Raw genomic sequence first — 16,897 nt, 5'->3', positions numbered from 1 at the left:
TGGAAGAGGTGTTGTGTGGTGAGTCTTTGAGGCTGGCCATTTCCGCTGCATCCTTGCAGCTCTTTTTTCATCCTGAAGTAAGATAGGGCTCCCATCCTTGGGAGCAAAAGTCGTCTATGACTTCCTATCTTGTTTAGGTGAAACAGAGACTCTTCATGAGTCTACAAACCATCCTAGTTTTCTGTTTCAATCTAAATCGCGTTTCTCCTGAAACAAACACCATCCTTGATGTGCGATCTTAAGACAAGCCTTCCGTCCTAGAAGGTAAGCTATCCTTGCCCCTTGTCTTGAAACCACTATATCGAGAGATGGTTAATAATGCACCGATGTCGTGTCATTTTACTGTCATGTATCAATAAATAAGGATGAAATGGCTTGCTTGGTATGAGCGCATAAAATTTCCGAATATGTTGGGTCATTTGATTCGACATAAATACGTAGCTCGTTGGCATTACCGGATGCCCTAATATGTATAATGTCATTATTTGACAACCGTACCCTTGCTCCATCTTGAATATCTAACGTTGAAATAGAAACTGTTTGATGGGTATATATTTTTGTTAAAAGTGGGGGCCAGTGTTGGGCATCGGACAAATAGCTAATGGCAGATTGGCTTTCTGATACGGTTATATCCTGCAGTCGCTCGCTGCTGGTGTATCGTTTTGGGAGCGCGCGAATGACCGAGCTGAGTGGCTGATGTGAGAGGTTTGCTAGGATTATGAGTATAGGTAATACGGCATCGCGAGTCGGTAAGGCTGTTAACCCCTCAGCATGACTACCAAGTAACACACCTCCGTTTGCTTCATACCCGACACTGATTTCCGAAGGTTTCATCGTCTTCATTGCTGCCAGTACATAGGGGGAGCCAATCTTCGTTCTTATGACAGTTGTCTTGGGTAATAGTGCTTCCACCCCTGTATTACTATTGATCGGGGTGGCGATGCGAGTTGCCTTTAGGTATTGACAGCAAATCATTCCTACTTGGTCACCACGTAACCATTGTCCTTTTTCATCAGCTATCAGAGGACGGTCTCCATCACCATCCGTGCTGACGATGGCATCTAAGTTGTATTCTCTAGACCATTGATTTGCTTGTATTTGATCCTCTTTTGAAACTGCTTCGGTATCCAAAGCGACAAATGCATCGGTTCTCCCTAGGTGAATGGTCTCGGCTCCGAAAGCATTGAGGATCTTGGTTAACTGATCACGAATAACGCTACTGTGCTGGTACACACCAACCCGTTTTCCTGATAGATCAAGTGCTTTAAAAGCATTTTGATAGCGCTGTCTGTAAAAGGCCAGTGCAAGATCATGATGATCCTCAATGGTTGTATCAGAACTAACTTTAGAGAACGTGTTTAATTGGGTGTTTAGAATACTAAGTTCATCCTCTTTACTGATTTCTCCGCTAGGTAAATAAAATTTGATCCCATTTCTGTCATATGGAATATGGCTGCCAGTAACCATAATGGCTGGTACTTGATGTGCCATTGAATAGTGGGCGAGGCTAGGGGTGGCCAGTGATCCACAATCCCACACGGTATAGCCTAGTTGTCGGGCGCATTCGCTAATCCACTGCTTGATCATCGGGCTGCTCGGGCGTAGGTCCTGACCAATACACACTATGTTTGACGCTTGGCAAAGCTTTCTTAAAAAGGCTTCGACAAAAGCACAGCAGCGTTCTTGAGTGAGTTCGCTAACGGGGCCTCGAACCCCACTGGTGCCGAACTTTACTTGACTGTTTTGGCACAGAGATAACGGTGTTTTATCCTGGTACATCAGCGATAAAGCTCCCATTCTTCAGTAGTTTAAAGCTTTTGTTGCATGGGATGATTTCTAGGTTGAGAGCGTTGTTTATCGCGTTGCCATTACTTTTTTTCGGCCATAAATGATAAAGACTTTTCCATGTACCAAGATCGCTCCAGATACCTTGATAGCGACAAATGGTTAGATTTTTACTGCGTTCCAGTAGTGCATGATCAATCGAAATGTTAGCCGCGTCTTGAAATGAGTGTGCAAGCATTTGAATGTGCATGGAAATTTGCCGGCGAGCGGTGTAAGAGGACATGCAAACTTTCATTAGCTCTGGTGCGTAGTGTTGTAATTCATACAGCAACGTCGAAATGGGAAACAAAAAGAAGCCGCTGTTCCATAGATAATCACCTGAATCCAGATAGCTTTGTGCTGTGCGAGGATCTGGCTTTTCATGAAAGGCAACAACATGATTACTTTCATCTGTTTGAATGTAGCCATACCCTGTTTCAGGGTATGTTGGCTGAACGCCAAAGAGGGTCAGCTTTTTGTTTTGCTCTTGTGAATGAGCTTCACAGATTTTACGGGCAAAGTAATCAATCTCACCTATATGATGATCCGCCGCTAACGGCAACAATGCAGGGGCTTCACCATAAAGCTCTCGTGCCAACAAAGCTGCGCAGGTAATAGCTGGTGCGGTATTACGTCCGCAGGGCTCGAGCAAAATATGCGCTGTAATAGACAGTTTCTCAAGGGCGGCTTTCACCCAGTTTAAATGGTGTTTGGATACCACCACAATTGGCGTGACTGGTGATACCTGTTGCGCACGAATCACGGTTGCTTCAAAGAGTGTCCTGCCGTCGCCGAGAAAGTCGTGAAATGGTTTGGGCCGTTCAGATGTAGAGATAGGCTTTAGGCGTGAACCTATTCCACCAGCTAGGATAAGGGGAACGATCATAAGGGTATTTCTTGGAAAACGTCGAGTATAGCATAAACAAAAACACCCTCATTGAGAGGGCGTTTTAAGCAATGAAATGCTACTAGGTCATTACTCTGCGGCTTCGATATCCAACAATTCAACTTTGAATTGTAGTGCTGCATGAGGTGGGATAGGGCCTGTTCCGCCCGGGCCGTAAGCAAGGTCAGAAGGAATGTAGAATTCGTAAGTAGAGCCAACTGGCATGAGTTGTACGCCTTCCGTCCAACCAGGAATCACTTGGTTAAGTGGGAAAGAGATTGGCTCGCCACGCTCGTATGAGCTGTCGAATACAGTACCGTCAACCAGTTTACCTTCGTAGTTCACTTTTACTGTGTCAGTTTCAGCTGGCATTTTGCCATCGCCTTTAGTGATGACTTTGTACATTAGACCTGAGTCAGTCGTGATTACACCGTCTTCTTTCGCTTTTTCATCTAACCAAGCTTGTGATTTTGCTTGTGCTTCTTCTGCTAGCTTAGCTTGTTCACGTTGTGCTTTTTCCATTTGCTCTTGCTGGAAAGCTTGTACGGTCGCTTGAACATCTTCCATCGACATTTGAGGGTCTTCTCCGTTAAAGGCATCTTCAAAACCTGCTTTGAATGCCTCTAGGTCCATACCCTCGAAGTCATTGGCCATACGGCTACCGAACATTGTACCGATAGAGTAGCCAAGCTTTTGCTCTTTACTCTCAAGCTCTACTTCTGCAGCCTGTGCCATAGAAATGGAAGACATAACCAGTGCTGCGACTAATGTTTTTTTCATGTGAACATGTTCCGTTATTAGTTGTGGTTCTCTATATGAACTGGGGGGCGATTGGCAAAATTCAAGCTTATGGCCTAAAAGAGATGAGATACGCCTTGTGCCTCGCAAATCGATCCAAGGTATCGTTCTACCATAAGATAGCTATCCAGTGCTAATCCCATGTTTGACACTTTACCAAAGTGACCCCTTCACCTGCACACCTTGTTAAGTCTTGGAGTGATATGCCAAGCACAAGGCGAGCACTGAATGTATGACTGCGAATAGGTGTCGACAAGTGGCTTTACGATTACTTGACGGTTTTTGTGAAGTATGGATAAAACAAAAGCCCATGAAGGGCTTTTGTGGGACGTTTGTCTAGAGAGTTAGTGCGTTTGAGCTTGATCGCCTAAGTCGCTGTCTAGGTCTTCTTTAAAGAACTCATATTGCTCGGCGCAGAACTGGCATTCTGCTTTGACGCTGCCTTGTTCGCTGATGATTTCACGAATTTCTTCTGCGCCCATTGATACAATGGCGTCGTAGAAGCGTTGGCGATTACAAGAACAGCCGAACTGCATACCTTTCACATCGTACAATCGTAGCTCTTCTTCATGGTATAGACGGTGCAGTAGCACTTCAGTTTCAAGGCCAAGTAGCTCTTCGTCTTTTACCGTTGCAGCTAAGTGTACAAAACGTTCCCAAGCGTCTTCATCACCTTCTTTCGCTTGTTCTGCAGGTAGACGCTGTAGGAACAGACCTGCTGCTTGGGAGCCGTCAGCGGCCAGCCACACTCGGCTTGGTAGCTGCTCAGACTGTAAGAAGTACTGTTCTAGGCAAGCGGCTAAAGAATCGCCAGCGATTTCTACGATACCTTGGTAACGATTGCCTTGGCGCGGCGAAATAGTGATGACTAGGTAGCCGCCAGCAAGCAATTCTTTGAGCGATACTTCTTCTGGGAACGATTGTTCCTCGTTCCATTGAGCAATGGCACGCAAGTTTTGGCGCTCGTCACACTCTGCCATCAGAGTTTTAAGCGGGCCTTCACCTTTACACTGAAGGGATAGCACGCCATCGACCTTAACGATGTCACGCAATAGCGCAATGGCTGCCACGAACTCGCCCAGTAACTTCTCTAGAGATTCAGGGTAGTTCTTACGTGAAATGATGTTTTGGTAAGCGTCACTAAGTAGGACACGTTCACCTCGGACATTGGTGTTGTCGAAGGAGAAACGTTGGATTTCATTGATGTTGTTCACAAGGATCACCGTTAAATTAAATATGTGCTTATTTTAAAACCTGAACGCTCGTTTTGCATCTAGGTTTTGCAAAACGTGATAGCAAAAGCTTTAAGGGCTACGTTTTTGTAGGACCTCGCTGCGCGAGGGAGCAACCTCTCATGTCCATATGTCGTTCCCGCGGGGACCGCGGTCCTACAATTTCGGGAGCAACCTCGCATGCCCATATGTCGTTCCCGCGGGGACCGCGGTCCTACAATTTCGGGAGCAACCTCGCATGCCCATATGTCGTTCCCGCGGGGACCGCGGTCCTACAATTGTCTGAAACAACTTTGCATGCCCATATTTCGTTCCCGCGGGGACCGCGGTCCTACAATTGTCTGAAACAACTTTGCATGCCCATATGTCGTTCCCGCGGGGACTGCGGTCCTACAATTGTCTGAAACAACCTCGCATACCCATATGCTGTTCCCGCGGGAACCGCGGTCCTACAATTGCTTGGAATTCCCCTCTGTTAGCTGCCTGCAATATCCTCTAAAATGCGCCTTTCGCTTTATCTATCTTCACAATCAGAGACGTTTTCATGATCCAGTTTTCCGAAGTCAGTTTGCAACGTGGCACGCAGTTTTTGCTTGAACAGGCCGATATGACCATTTTCGAAGGTCAAAAGGTGGGTTTGATCGGTGCGAACGGCGCGGGTAAGTCGTCTCTGTTTGCTTTGGTGCGCGGTCAATTACACGCGGACACGGGTGAAGTGATCTTACCGGGTCAGCGTCGTATTTCGTTTATGGCGCAGGAAGTAGAAGATGTGGATCGTACCGCTTTGGAATACTGTCTAGACGGCGATGATCGCTTACGTATGATCGAGGCAAAGATCGAAGAGTCTCAAGCCAAAGGTGATGATCACGGACACGCCCATTGGTTAAGCGAATACGAAAATGCTCATGGCTACACGGCGCAAGCCCGTGGTGAAACCTTGCTACAAGGCTTAGGTTTTAAAATGGCCGATATGCAGAAAAAGGTAGCCGACTTCTCTGGTGGTTGGCGTATCCGATTAAACCTTGCTCGTGCTTTGATGTGCCCATCCGACATTCTGCTATTGGACGAGCCGACCAACCACTTGGATTTGGATGCGGTGATGTGGCTTGAGAACTGGCTGCGTAATTACCCTGGTACATTGCTACTGATTTCCCACGACCGTGATTTCCTTGATGGCATTTGTAGCCACATCGTTCATCTGTATCAGAAAAAACTGAACCTCTACAAAGGTAACTACAGCGATTACGAACGCCAGCGTGCTGAACATTTAGCACAACAGCAATCGATGTTTGAGCAACAGCAACGCAAGCGCGCCCATTTGCAAGAATACGTAGATCGTTTCCGTTACAAAGCGACGAAAGCCAAGCAAGCGCAAAGCCGTTTGAAAATGCTGGAAAAAATGGAGCAGATTGGGCCTGCGCACATCGATTCTCAGTTTGAATTCTCAATCCCAATGGCTGAGAAAACATCTGCGCAGCTGGTTAGCCTGATTCAAGCGGATCTAGGTTATGTGCTGGAAGATGGCTCGCATAAGGTACAATTGCCGCAATCAAATTTTTCGATCCGTGATGGCCAACGTATTGGCTTACTTGGGCCAAACGGTGCCGGTAAATCAACGCTGATTAAGTCATTAGTGCAAGAGTTAAACTTGCTCAATGGCGAGCGTGTCTTCGGTGAAAATACTAAGATCGGCTACTTCTCTCAGCATCAGTTGAGTGCGTTGGATTTAGAAGCCTCGCCGGTATTGCATATTCAACGTATCACACCAACGGCATTGGAAGCGGATGTGCGTAAATACTTGGGTGGCTTTGGTTTTATCGGCGACGATGCACTTCGTGCGGTAAAAGGCTTTTCCGGTGGCGAAAAGGCGCGTCTGGCGTTGTCTTTGATTGCGTGGCGTAAGCCAAACCTGTTGGTTCTCGATGAGCCAACTAACCACTTGGACATCGAAATGCGTCAAGCCCTGACGGAAGCGCTACAAGAGTTTAATGGTGCCATCTTAGTGGTATCCCACGATCGTCACTTATTAAATAGTACTGTGGATGAGTTCTTTTTAGTGGCGGATCATAAAATCGAAGCCTTTGATGGGGATTTGCATTCTTACCATCAATGGCTCCAAGCTCGTCAGCAACAAGCGAACCAAGCAGAACGTGCGGTAGCGAATGAAGCAAAAGCGGATAAAGTGGATCGTAAAGAAGAGCGCCGTAAAGCCGCAGAGCTGCGTGAAAAGCTTCGTCCACTGCGTAAGGCTATCGAGAAGCACGAGAAAACCATGCAAACCGCACAATCCCATTTAGACACCATCAGTGAAGCGATGTCTGATAACAGCCTGTACGAAGCGGCGAATAAAGACAAACTTCAAGCTCTGCTGTCAGACGAAGCCAAATGGAAAAAGTCCCTTGAAGAAGCGGAAGAAGCTTGGTTTGAAGCGCAAGATGAATTAGAACAGGCCGAAGCCGCGCTTTAAACCAAAAATGTAGGACCGCGGTTCCCGCGGGAGCGGTGTTTGGGAATGCGAGCTTGTTCCCTCGCGCAGCGAGGTCCTACCGGGTTTTATCACCACAGAAACGATAAGTTGTAGGACCGCGGTTCTCGCGGGAATGGCTTTTGGGAATCCAAGCTTGTTCTCGGCAATTGTAGGACCGCGGTTCCCGCGGGAGCGGTGTTTGGGAATGCGAGGTTATTCCCTCGCGCAGCGAGGTCGTACAAAGCAACGATTTAAATCACTTTCTATAAATTTCCTGAATAACATCAAGATATTCTTCTTTCTTTTGCTCTAGAATGATTCGATCGACAGTTGAGGAAAGCCGTTGCTAACGTGCTTTCCCTTGTTTTATTGGATAATTTCTCTGGCTGTAATCTAATTGTCATAATTTGTTTATAGTTTACGACCCGTAATGTAAGGAGCTGGTCATGACCTTTCCATTTGTTCGTATGCGCCGTATGCGTAAAGATGATTTCTCTCGCCGTTTAATGCGTGAGCATCGCTTGAGTGCAGACGATCTGATTTACCCAATGTTTGTCATTGAAGGGCAGAATACCCGTGAAGCGGTGCCATCAATGCCTGGGGTTGAGCGTGTCACGATTGATGTGCTGTTAAAAGAAGCAGAAGAACTGGTGGCATTGGGCATTCCGATGGTGGCGCTTTTCCCTGTTGTTGGGGAAGGTAAAAAGTCACTGCAGGCCGAGGAAGCTTACAATCCAGATGGTTTAGCGCAACGTGCTATTCGCGCACTTCGCCAGCATTTTCCTGAGTTGGGTGTGATGACGGATGTGGCATTGGACCCATTCACAACACACGGTCAAGACGGCATTATTGACGATGACGGTTATGTGCTAAACGACATCACTACTGAGGTGTTGGTTAAGCAAGCCTTGTCTCATGCCGCAGCCGGGGCACAGGTCGTTGCTCCATCGGATATGATGGACGGACGCATCGGTGCGATCCGCGAAGCTTTGGAGCTAGAAGGGTTTATTAACACTCGCATCATGGCCTACTCAGCCAAATATGCTTCGGCTTATTACGGTCCTTTCCGTGATGCCGTGGGCTCTTCTGGTAATTTGGGCAAAGGCAATAAGTTCACTTACCAAATGGACCCTGCGAATACCGATGAAGCGATCCGGGAAGTCTTGCTCGATATTGAAGAGGGTGCGGATATGGTGATGGTGAAGCCGGGTATGCCGTATTTGGATGTGGTGCGTCGCGTGAAGTCTGAACTGGGGGTGCCAACTTATGCCTACCAAGTCAGTGGTGAATACGCGATGCAAATGGCTGCGTTTGAAAATGGCTGGCTAGACAAAGATCAAGTGATGATGGAATCTTTGTTAGCGTTCAAACGAGCTGGCGCCGACGGTATTTTGACCTATTTCGCTAAAGATGCGGCCTTACTTTTGCAAAATACATCACGATCTGTCTAATTTTATGTTCAGATAACGAAAATTCAGCTCAGAAGTCGTGACCCAGCGGTAACGTTGGTATAAATTTTAAAGTTGCTTCTTACTGTTTGTGAGAAGCAACATGGAACTCATGATGGCACGCTATTGGAGCTGACTCGAAATGTCTGAACAGCCTGTAAACGAAAAAAAAGGGTCTCAAAACACAGCATCTGCTGGTGATGCAAAATCGTCTCAAGATCTGCAAAAGCAAATTGCAGAAGCGACCGAAGAACTGGTTCTGGAGCCTATTCCTGAACAACCAATTGAGCCTACACGTTTGGCGATTGAGGAGCGCTTACCAGAAGACATTGATCTGTCGGATCCTGAACTCTATTTTAACCGTGAACTCAGTCATCTTCAGTTCAATGCACGTGTGCTTGAGCAAGCCATGGATGAAAATCATCCGGTTCTAAATCGATTGATGTTTCTGTGTATTTTTAGTTCTAACATGGATGAGTTCTTCGAGATTCGTGTGGCAGGTCTTAAGAGCCAAATCGAGTACAGCCGTGAGAAGAATGGTCCTGATGGGATGCACCCTGCGAAGGTGTTGGATTTAATCAGTGAACATGCCCATCAATTGGTACGTCGTCAGTACCGCATTTTAAATGACATCATTTTCCCAAAGTTAGCGGAAGAGAATATTCACTTTATTCGCCGAACGCTATGGACTGAAAAACAAGCGGCTTGGGTTAAACGTTATTTCCGTGACAACGTGTTGCCGATCATTAGTCCTGTGGGTCTAGACCCTGCACACCCATTCCCACGCTTGGCAAACAAGACGTTTAACTTTGTCGTGGAGCTCGAAGGTCGTGATGCCTTTGGCCGTGAAAATGGCCTTGCCATCGTGCCTGCTCCGAGTTCCTTGCCGCGTTTGGTAAAATTGCCTGATGATGTGTGTGAAGGCGGGGATAACATGGTGTTCTTGTCTTCTATTATTCACGCCCACGCTGATCAGCTGTTCCCTGGCATGACCGTAAAAGGTTGTTTCCAGTTCCGCTTAACCCGTAACGCAGACTTAGAAGTCGACTCTGATGACATCGGCTTGGACTTGGCGGGTGCGCTTCGAACCGAGCTACAGAGCCGTCATTACGGTAGTTCTGTACGTCTGGAGATTGCCGATAACTGTCCACCGCATATCGTCGATTCGCTGTTGGCGCAGTTTGAGTTGAGCGATAAAGATTTATACCGCATTGATGGCCCAGTGAACTTAAGCCGTTTATTGGCAGTGTTGGAGCTGGTCAAGCGCCCAGACTTGATGTACGCGCCGTTTTCACCGGGTTTGCCGAATAAACTAGCGAAATCGAGTAATATCTTTGAAGCAATTCGTCAGCGTGATTACCTGCTGATGCACCCCTTTGAGACCTTTTCTCCGGTCATTGATATGTTAAGCGAAGCCGCAAAAGATCCTAACGTGATTGCGATTCGTCAGACCCTGTATCGTACTGGAGCGCGTTCGCCGATTGCCAACGCTCTGGTGGAAGCTGCGCGAAATGGTAAAGAAGTCACCGTTGTTATCGAGCTACGTGCACGTTTTGATGAAGCGGAAAACTTGGCCTTGGCAAGCCGCTTACAAGATGCTGGGGCGATTGTGGTATACGGCGTGGTGCGTCATAAAACGCACGCGAAAATGATCCTAATCGTTCGTCGTGAAGGGGCGGAATTAACCCGCTACGTCCACCTAGGTACGGGTAACTATCATGCTGGTAATGCACGTTTATACACCGATTACAGCTTCCTAACCTGTGATAAAGAAATCGGTGATGATGTTCACCGCGTGTTCCAGCAGCTAACCGGCATGAGTAAAGAGCTGAAAGTGAAGAAGCTTTTGCATGCGCCGTTTACATTGCGTGATCGTTTATTAGATATGATTGCCAATGAAGCTGAAAATGCCAAAAACGGCGAGCCTGCGCGTATCATTATTAAAGTGAACTCGTTAACTGAGCAGCGCTTAGTGCAGGCGCTATACAAAGCCTCTCAAGCGGGTGTGAAGATTGACCTGATCGTGCGTGGTATTTGTACGTTACGCCCAGGGATCAAAGGGGTGTCGTCGAACATCCGAGTACGCAGTATCATTGGTCGTTTCCTAGAGCATACGCGCGTTTACTACTTCTACAACAACCGAACGCCTCTGGTATATTTATCCAGTGCTGACGGTATGGATCGTAACTTGAATAACCGTATTGAAGTGGCGTTCCCGATCCAAGATTACAAGCTAGCTCGTCGAGTGAAGAAAGAGCTGGAATATTACCTAAAAGACAATACTCAAAGTTGGTTGCTGCAAAGCGACGGCTCGTATCAGTTGTCTAAGCCTCGTAAAGGCGAGTACCGCAGCGCACAACGCGCTTTACTCAATGACTTGGCGGACAATGCTCGTTAATATGAAATTTGATTAAAGCTGTTATCAATGGCTAGGCGTGTTGAAGACACGTCTAGCCATTTTTTTGTGATTGCAGTTGCTAATATAGCTTCCTCGCTTATGATTTAAAGAGTGAATCAGCGTTTGAAGTTCTATCTGGGGAGAGTTTATGAGTGACGTATATGAACAACTGGCCTTATATGGTATTTCTTTCGATGATGCCAAAAGCTTTGTGTACGATAATATTGGCTTTCCTAAAGTCATTTATGATGCTGCTGCAACTTATGACATTACCTTCGGAATGCTTGCCGAACTGTATGGTCAAGATGTCACCGAGACTCAAGTTAAAGCGTTTTTCTCAAGCCATGACTTGGATATTTCAACGCCTCAGCCTCTAGTTAATCTTTCTTTACCGACTAAATTAGCTGCATTTAGTGTAGAGGACGTATCAGTTTCGAGTATTACAACTGAGGAAACACCTTATGTCGATGCGTTAATCAGTGGTGAAAGTTGGACTGGTAATCGTATTCTATACAGTTTTCCGACTTCCATTCCTTCAAGTCATTTTCTAGAGGGGCGTGAGACGTCAGTAGGATGGCGTTCTTTAACCAGTGAGGAACAAGAAGCATTTAATAACGTCATCGCTCGTCAAAATGAATTTATTGCAGTGGATTTAGTTGAAACTCAGTCTAACTATCAGGCAGATATTCAGATTGCAGCGGTAGCACAAACGGATGCGGAAGCATTTGCCTATTTTCCAGCCGATGGTATCGGCGGTGATATTTTCTTGAATGCCTATGGCTCAGACGATGACTCGAATTATTACTTGGTCGGTGGTTATGGGCTTTACACAATGGTACATGAGCTTGGGCATGCTATGGGATTGGATCATACGTTTGAAGGTACAGTATTAGAAAACGATCTGGATAATCTTTTTTACAGTGCTATGAGCTATACCTTATACGGTGGCTATGAGGTTGAGGTCGAAGCCTCAGGGCGTGGTTACAGTGCTTACACCTTAGGGTCATATCGTAGTGATTTGGGGATTTTCGATGTGGCCGCTCTGCAAGCAATTTATGGTGCAGATTTAGAGACGAATACAGAAGATAATGTCTATATCTACGATGAAAACACACGTATGTTCGAAGATGCTGCGGGCTATTACATGACCATTTGGGACGCAGGTGGTACTGATACAATTGATGTAAGTGATGCAACGTATGGCAGTATGATTAATCTAGATGATTACTCGGTGTCTTCAGTTTCGCAAAGAACGGCTTATGAAGAGGCGCTTGAAGTAGGGAGGGCGGCTGGTTTATCTGGATCTGGGGTCGTCAGTTACATAGAAGAATTTATCGAATCGTTAGGTGAAGAAGCTTTTTTGAACCAGAATAATCTAGGTATTGCATATGGCGTAGTGATCGAAAACGTTGTTACTGGGCAAGGAGACGATTTTGTTAACGACAACTCTGTGAACAACCTAATTTTCACAGGTCTTGGAGATGATACGATTTACCTTGGCGCGGGAGGGTACGATCAACTTGATGGTGGTGAAGGTTTGGATACCGTTGTTTTAGACGTCGAATACGACAGCGTATCGCGTTATCTTGATGATGACGGTTATCATATTATTGCCGACAATTTTGCGGCAACACTCGTTGGGATAGAGACAATTCAATACTCTGATACCAGTGAGTTTATAGCTTAAAAATAAGCCAAGCGCCATATAGCACTTGGCGCTTCTGTTACTTTTTCGGACGTGGTGCGTAGGCAAACACATCTGAATGGCAGTTTGCTTCCTGAATGCCTTTGGCTTCTAGTTGATCAAGCGTGCCATAAACCATACCGACTGAACCACTGATGAAAGCATGGCTGTCAGTGAGCTCAAGGTGATCTTCTAGGATGGCTTCGTAAAGCCAGCCAGTGCGACCATCCCAGTCATCACTCTTTTCATTAACAACCACGTGGATATGAAAGTTTTCTGGCGACTGATGATCTTTAATCCAGTCCATCACAAAGGTGTCTGCAGCGGTGCGTAGCCCCCAGTAAAAGTGAACTGGACCTTGGTAACCTTTATGTACAAGGTCATCAAAGATGCTTTTCATTTGTGCGAAGCCTGTGCCGCCGGCAATGAGAAGCAGTGGGGAGCTCAGCTCTGCAGGTGCTTTTTCAATGTGCGCATCCCCACCAGGTAGTACTAGATCTACGCTTGGGCTGTGCTTCAAGTGTTCAACCACTTTAAAAGCTAGGGATTCTTGGTCAGATACTAAGATGTACAAACTCAAGTTAGGCAGTTCATGTGGCGCGCTGCCAATGGAATAAGGGACTTTCTCGCCAGTCGGCAAAGCTATCATCAAGTATTGCCCAGCGATAAACGGGCTGTCTTTGATTTCTAAATCTACTTTGTACACTGTCTCATTGAGTGATTCGACTCGAATGACCTTAGCGTTAACGTCTTTCACCTAGATAACTCCGTTGTGTTCTCTGGAAACTGCTTGGGCAGCTCTCAATGATTTTATAAGAATGATTTCTATTTGCGATATTATATCGTTGTGACTTGCAAAAAAAAGCCACTTTCACCAATGAAGTGTGGAAGTGGCTTCTGTATCACTTGGACGCGAAACGATTACTTATTTTTGCCCTTCATAGATTCGAAGAAGTCATCGTTAGTCTTCGTCACTTTTAGACGGTCAATTAAGAACTCAGTCGCAGCGATGTCTTCCATCGGGTTCAGAAGTTTACGCAGGATCCACATACGCTGTAGTTCGTCTTCTGTTGTAAGAAGGTCTTCACGACGAGTACCAGAACGACGAATGTTGATCGCAGGGAATGTGCGCTTTTCAGCAATCTTACGGTCAAGGTGTAACTCAGAGTTACCGGTACCTTTAAATTCTTCGAAAATAACTTCGTCCATTTTAGAGCCTGTGTCTACAAGCGCTGTAGCGATGATGGTCAAGCTACCGCCTTCTTCAACGTTACGTGCCGCACCGAAGAAACGCTTAGGACGCTCAAGCGCGTTCGCATCCACACCACCGGTAAGAACTTTACCAGAGGATGGGATAACGGTGTTGTAAGCACGAGCTAGACGTGTGATCGAGTCAAGTAAGATAACCACGTCTTTTTTGTGCTCAACAAGACGTTTTGCCTTTTCGATCACCATTTCTGCTACTTGTACGTGTCGCGCTGGTGGTTCATCGAAGGTAGACGCTACCACTTCACCGCGAACGGTACGTGACATCTCAGTTACTTCCTCAGGACGTTCGTCGATTAGAAGTACGATCATGTGACATTCTGGGTTGTTGCGAGTGATCGCGTTAGCGATGTTCTGCAACATAAATGTTTTACCAGCTTTTGGTGGCGATACCACAAGAGCACGCTGACCTTTACCCATCGGTGCAACCAGGTCGATGATGCGCGATGTAACGTCTTCAGTTGAACCGTTACCCGCTTCCATCACTAGACGCTCGTCGGCAAACAGAGGCGTAAGGTTTTCAAATAGGATTTTGTTACGAACGCTGTCAGGTTTGTCGAAGTTTATTTCGTTGACTTTTAATAGTGCGAAGTAACGTTCGCCATCTTTCGGTGGACGGATCTTGCCGGCAATGGTGTCGCCTGTGCGCAAGTTAAAACGGCGAATTTGGCTAGGCGAGACATAAATGTCGTCAGGACCAGCTAAGTATGAGCTATCAGGAGAGCGTAAGAAGCCAAAGCCGTCTTGTAGAATCTCAAGGATGCCATCGCCGTAGATATCTTCACCACTTTTAGCATGGCGTTTTAGAATTGCGAAGATAACATCTTGTTTTCGGGAGCGGGCAAGGTTATCTAACCCCATTTCCGCTGCGATATCTAATAGTTCTGGGACTGATTTCTTTTTTAGTTCGGTAAGGTTCATAAACGAATGTTTGTAGTTAGCTCATATTGAGAAAAGACGGGACCATCTGAATGTAATAACACAGCAGTAATGATCAATGTCGGAAGTATTAAATGTAAATGCTTTTCGACACCGAATACCGACGATGGAAATAACCATGACTGGAGTTCTCATTTTTCGCAATGGGCGAAGTCGAACAGCGTGTATTACCTGATTGGAGTCATTGATACAAAGACCTAATGTCTCTGACATCCATAAGACTGGTTAACTATAGTGCGACAATTTCCTTAGGTCTATAGTCTGAAAGGCCTAAAAACGCCTTTTTTGTTAATTTTTTGATCGTTTTTCGTAAAAGTTTTGCTTCAGATGGGGCTAAAACTCAAAAAAGGTCTCAGAATTTACTCATGACAGATGCGGCTAAACCAGTTAATCTTCCGCTCATTAACAGAAATCTCAAAAAGGCGATAATGGATGCAATCACTGTTAGTGCAACAATCCCATGACTTCCCGTTTGACAAAATTGCAGCAATAGACCTTGGTTCAAACAGTTTCCATATGGTAGTTGCGCAGGTAACGCATGGCCAACTGCGTATAACAGGTCAATATGGTGACAAAGTACAGCTGGCGGCTGGTTTACAGGAAGATGACACGCTTGACGAAGCCGCGCAACAACGTGGCATTGATTGCATTGCTCAGTTTGCGCAAGTGATTGATGATTTTCCGTTAGGTTCTGTGCGAATTGTCGGAACCAACGCATTGCGTGCCGCCAAAAATCGCTATGATTTTATATCCAAAGCCATGGATGTGATCAGTCACCCCGTTGAAATCATCGCAGGCCGTGAAGAGGCCCGTTTAATATATGTTGGTGTGGCGCGTACCATGGATCATGGTGAGCAAAAACGTATCGTAGTCGATATCGGTGGTGGCTCCACGGAATTTATCATTGGTCACCAGCTCGAACCGATTTTAACGGAAAGCCTGCACATGGGTTGTGTCAGCTATCGACAACGCTTTTTTGCTGATGGCACCATCACCAAATCTAATTTTCAAAAAGCGGTGACTGCAGCACGCCTAGAGCTATTGAGTATTCAAGACGACTACTTAGATGAGGGCTGGGATGTCGCCATAGGCTCATCAGGTACCATTAAGGCAGCTTATAATATAGCCCTAGAGATGGGCTGGAGCAAAAAGGGCATCACGCCAAAAGTCCTCAAGCAGATCCAAAAAGCGTTATTTGATGCGGGCCACGCGGACAATATCAATCTACTGGGCTTGAAGCCTGAGCGAAAAACCACCATCGCAGCAGGTATTGCCATTTTAACCGCTGTGTTTGAGTGTTTTGGCATTAAGCAAATGGATTTCTCTAGCGGCGCACTACGTGAAGGTGTGTTGTACGATATCATGGGGCGTTACGCTGACAGTGACATTCGTGAGCGCACCGTCAATTACATGCTGAATCAATATCATATTGATACCGAGCAAGCTAAGTTAGTGACGCATACTTCTTTGTCAATGCTTGAGCAAGTGCGATCGGATTGGGGGGTGGCATCACTCTCCAGTGAAGATATTTTGCGTTGGGCAAGTTTGCTACATGAGTGTGGTTTGGGGATTTCCCATAGCCGTTATCATAAGCATGGCGCCTACATCATTAGTGAATCGGATATGCCTGGCTTCTCCCAACAAGAGCAGCAAGCTCTGGCGAACTTGGTGTTGCGCCACCGTCGTAAATTTACTCAGTCGCTAGAATATCGCTTTACTAAAAGTGACCAACAAGACCTAGATCGCTTAGCGATTCTATTGCGTTTGGCAATCTTATTGCACATTGATCGTAAAGAGGGCGATATGCCAATCTTTACGTTGAAAGCCAGTGACAAGTCCTTGCATGCAGAGTTTTTGCCGGGCTGGCTATACGCTAGGCCGTTAACCACGGCTAACTTGCAAAGTGAAGCGGATTACCTAAGTGCAGCAGGATATACCTTCACCTTTAGTTAAAC

Annotated in this window: 11 protein-coding genes; 5 read left to right on the top strand and 6 right to left on the bottom strand. The window is 46.2% G+C overall.

Annotated features, from left to right (window positions below; genetic code table 11):
• Positions 1 to 345: 345 nt before the first annotated feature.
• From ACXAC1_RS04025 to hslO, 4 genes are all read right to left on the bottom strand, one after another.
• Positions 346 to 1,779 carry a phosphohexomutase domain-containing protein gene (locus ACXAC1_RS04025; protein WP_475059035.1) on the bottom strand — a complete coding sequence of 478 codons (1,434 nt, stop codon included), beginning with the start codon at positions 1,777 to 1,779 and terminating at the stop codon, positions 346 to 348.
• Positions 1,766 to 2,710 (bottom strand): mannose-1-phosphate guanylyltransferase, encoded by a 945-nt coding sequence (locus ACXAC1_RS04020; protein ID WP_475059032.1) that lies wholly within the window; start codon positions 2,708 to 2,710, stop codon positions 1,766 to 1,768. Before ACXAC1_RS04020 ends, ACXAC1_RS04025 begins: the two co-directional genes overlap by 14 nt.
• A gap of 90 nt (positions 2,711 to 2,800) precedes the next feature.
• Positions 2,801 to 3,490 (bottom strand): FKBP-type peptidyl-prolyl cis-trans isomerase, encoded by a 690-nt coding sequence (locus ACXAC1_RS04015; protein WP_475059029.1) that lies wholly within the window; start codon positions 3,488 to 3,490, stop codon positions 2,801 to 2,803.
• Positions 3,491 to 3,852: 362 nt separating this feature from the next.
• Entirely contained in the window at positions 3,853 to 4,722 is an 870-nt protein-coding gene (gene hslO, locus ACXAC1_RS04010) for an Hsp33 family molecular chaperone HslO (RefSeq protein WP_475059026.1), read from the bottom strand.
• 562 nt (positions 4,723 to 5,284) lie between these two features.
• On the opposite strand from hslO, the gene ACXAC1_RS04005 reads away from it, so the two are divergent.
• From ACXAC1_RS04005 to ACXAC1_RS03990, 4 genes are all read left to right on the top strand, one after another.
• The gene (locus ACXAC1_RS04005) at positions 5,285 to 7,207 is read left to right on the top strand and encodes an ABC-F family ATP-binding cassette domain-containing protein (protein ID WP_475059024.1); all 1,923 of its coding nucleotides are present in this window, start codon (positions 5,285 to 5,287) and stop codon (positions 7,205 to 7,207) included.
• Positions 7,208 to 7,653: 446 nt separating this feature from the next.
• Positions 7,654 to 8,658 (top strand): porphobilinogen synthase, encoded by a 1,005-nt coding sequence (hemB, locus tag ACXAC1_RS04000; protein WP_133562226.1) that lies wholly within the window; start codon positions 7,654 to 7,656, stop codon positions 8,656 to 8,658.
• Between the two features lie 139 nt (positions 8,659 to 8,797).
• Positions 8,798 to 11,053 carry a polyphosphate kinase 1 gene (ppk1, locus tag ACXAC1_RS03995; protein WP_475059021.1) on the top strand — a complete coding sequence of 752 codons (2,256 nt, stop codon included), beginning with the start codon at positions 8,798 to 8,800 and terminating at the stop codon, positions 11,051 to 11,053.
• A gap of 148 nt (positions 11,054 to 11,201) precedes the next feature.
• The gene (locus ACXAC1_RS03990) at positions 11,202 to 12,740 is read left to right on the top strand and encodes a M10 family metallopeptidase C-terminal domain-containing protein (protein ID WP_475059019.1); all 1,539 of its coding nucleotides are present in this window, start codon (positions 11,202 to 11,204) and stop codon (positions 12,738 to 12,740) included.
• A 37-nt stretch (positions 12,741 to 12,777) separates the two neighbouring features.
• Here ACXAC1_RS03990 and ACXAC1_RS03985 read toward each other — a convergent pair whose 3' ends face one another.
• Together ACXAC1_RS03985 and rho are read right to left on the bottom strand one after the other, a co-directional pair.
• Positions 12,778 to 13,494 carry an NAD(P)H-flavin reductase gene (locus ACXAC1_RS03985; RefSeq protein ID WP_475059016.1) on the bottom strand — a complete coding sequence of 239 codons (717 nt, stop codon included), beginning with the start codon at positions 13,492 to 13,494 and terminating at the stop codon, positions 12,778 to 12,780.
• Between the two features lie 164 nt (positions 13,495 to 13,658).
• Positions 13,659 to 14,924, bottom strand: a complete 1,266-nt coding sequence (gene rho, locus ACXAC1_RS03980) for a transcription termination factor Rho (RefSeq protein ID WP_133562240.1) — start codon at positions 14,922 to 14,924, stop codon at positions 13,659 to 13,661.
• Between the two features lie 450 nt (positions 14,925 to 15,374).
• Between rho and ACXAC1_RS03975 the strand changes: the two genes are divergently transcribed.
• Complete coding sequence (locus ACXAC1_RS03975; protein WP_475059013.1) at positions 15,375 to 16,895, top strand: Ppx/GppA phosphatase family protein; 1,521 nt, start codon at positions 15,375 to 15,377, stop codon at positions 16,893 to 16,895.
• Positions 16,896 to 16,897 lie beyond the last annotated feature (2 nt).

The organism is Marinomonas sp. AWM4_232, assembly GCF_056158325.1.
The sequence above is the reverse complement of the archived record's forward strand: the minus strand, read 5'-3'. Positions and strand labels throughout refer to the sequence as shown.

Excerpts from the sequence above, each read along its gene's own strand:
- rho (WP_133562240.1), bottom strand. The coding sequence starts at position 14,924 with ATGAACCTTACCGAACTAAAAAAGAAATCAGTCCCAGAACTATTAGAT.
- ppk1 (WP_475059021.1), top strand. The coding sequence starts at position 8,798 with ATGTCTGAACAGCCTGTAAACGAAAAAAAAGGGTCTCAAAACACAGCA.
- ACXAC1_RS04025 (WP_475059035.1), bottom strand. The coding sequence starts at position 1,779 with ATGTACCAGGATAAAACACCGTTATCTCTGTGCCAAAACAGTCAAGTA.
- ACXAC1_RS04015 (WP_475059029.1), bottom strand. The coding sequence starts at position 3,490 with ATGAAAAAAACATTAGTCGCAGCACTGGTTATGTCTTCCATTTCTATG.
- ACXAC1_RS03990 (WP_475059019.1), top strand. The coding sequence starts at position 11,202 with ATGAGTGACGTATATGAACAACTGGCCTTATATGGTATTTCTTTCGAT.
- ACXAC1_RS04020 (WP_475059032.1), bottom strand. The coding sequence starts at position 2,710 with ATGATCGTTCCCCTTATCCTAGCTGGTGGAATAGGTTCACGCCTAAAG.
- ACXAC1_RS04005 (WP_475059024.1), top strand. The coding sequence starts at position 5,285 with ATGATCCAGTTTTCCGAAGTCAGTTTGCAACGTGGCACGCAGTTTTTG.
- ACXAC1_RS03975 (WP_475059013.1), top strand. The coding sequence starts at position 15,375 with ATGCAATCACTGTTAGTGCAACAATCCCATGACTTCCCGTTTGACAAA.
- hemB (WP_133562226.1), top strand. The coding sequence starts at position 7,654 with ATGACCTTTCCATTTGTTCGTATGCGCCGTATGCGTAAAGATGATTTC.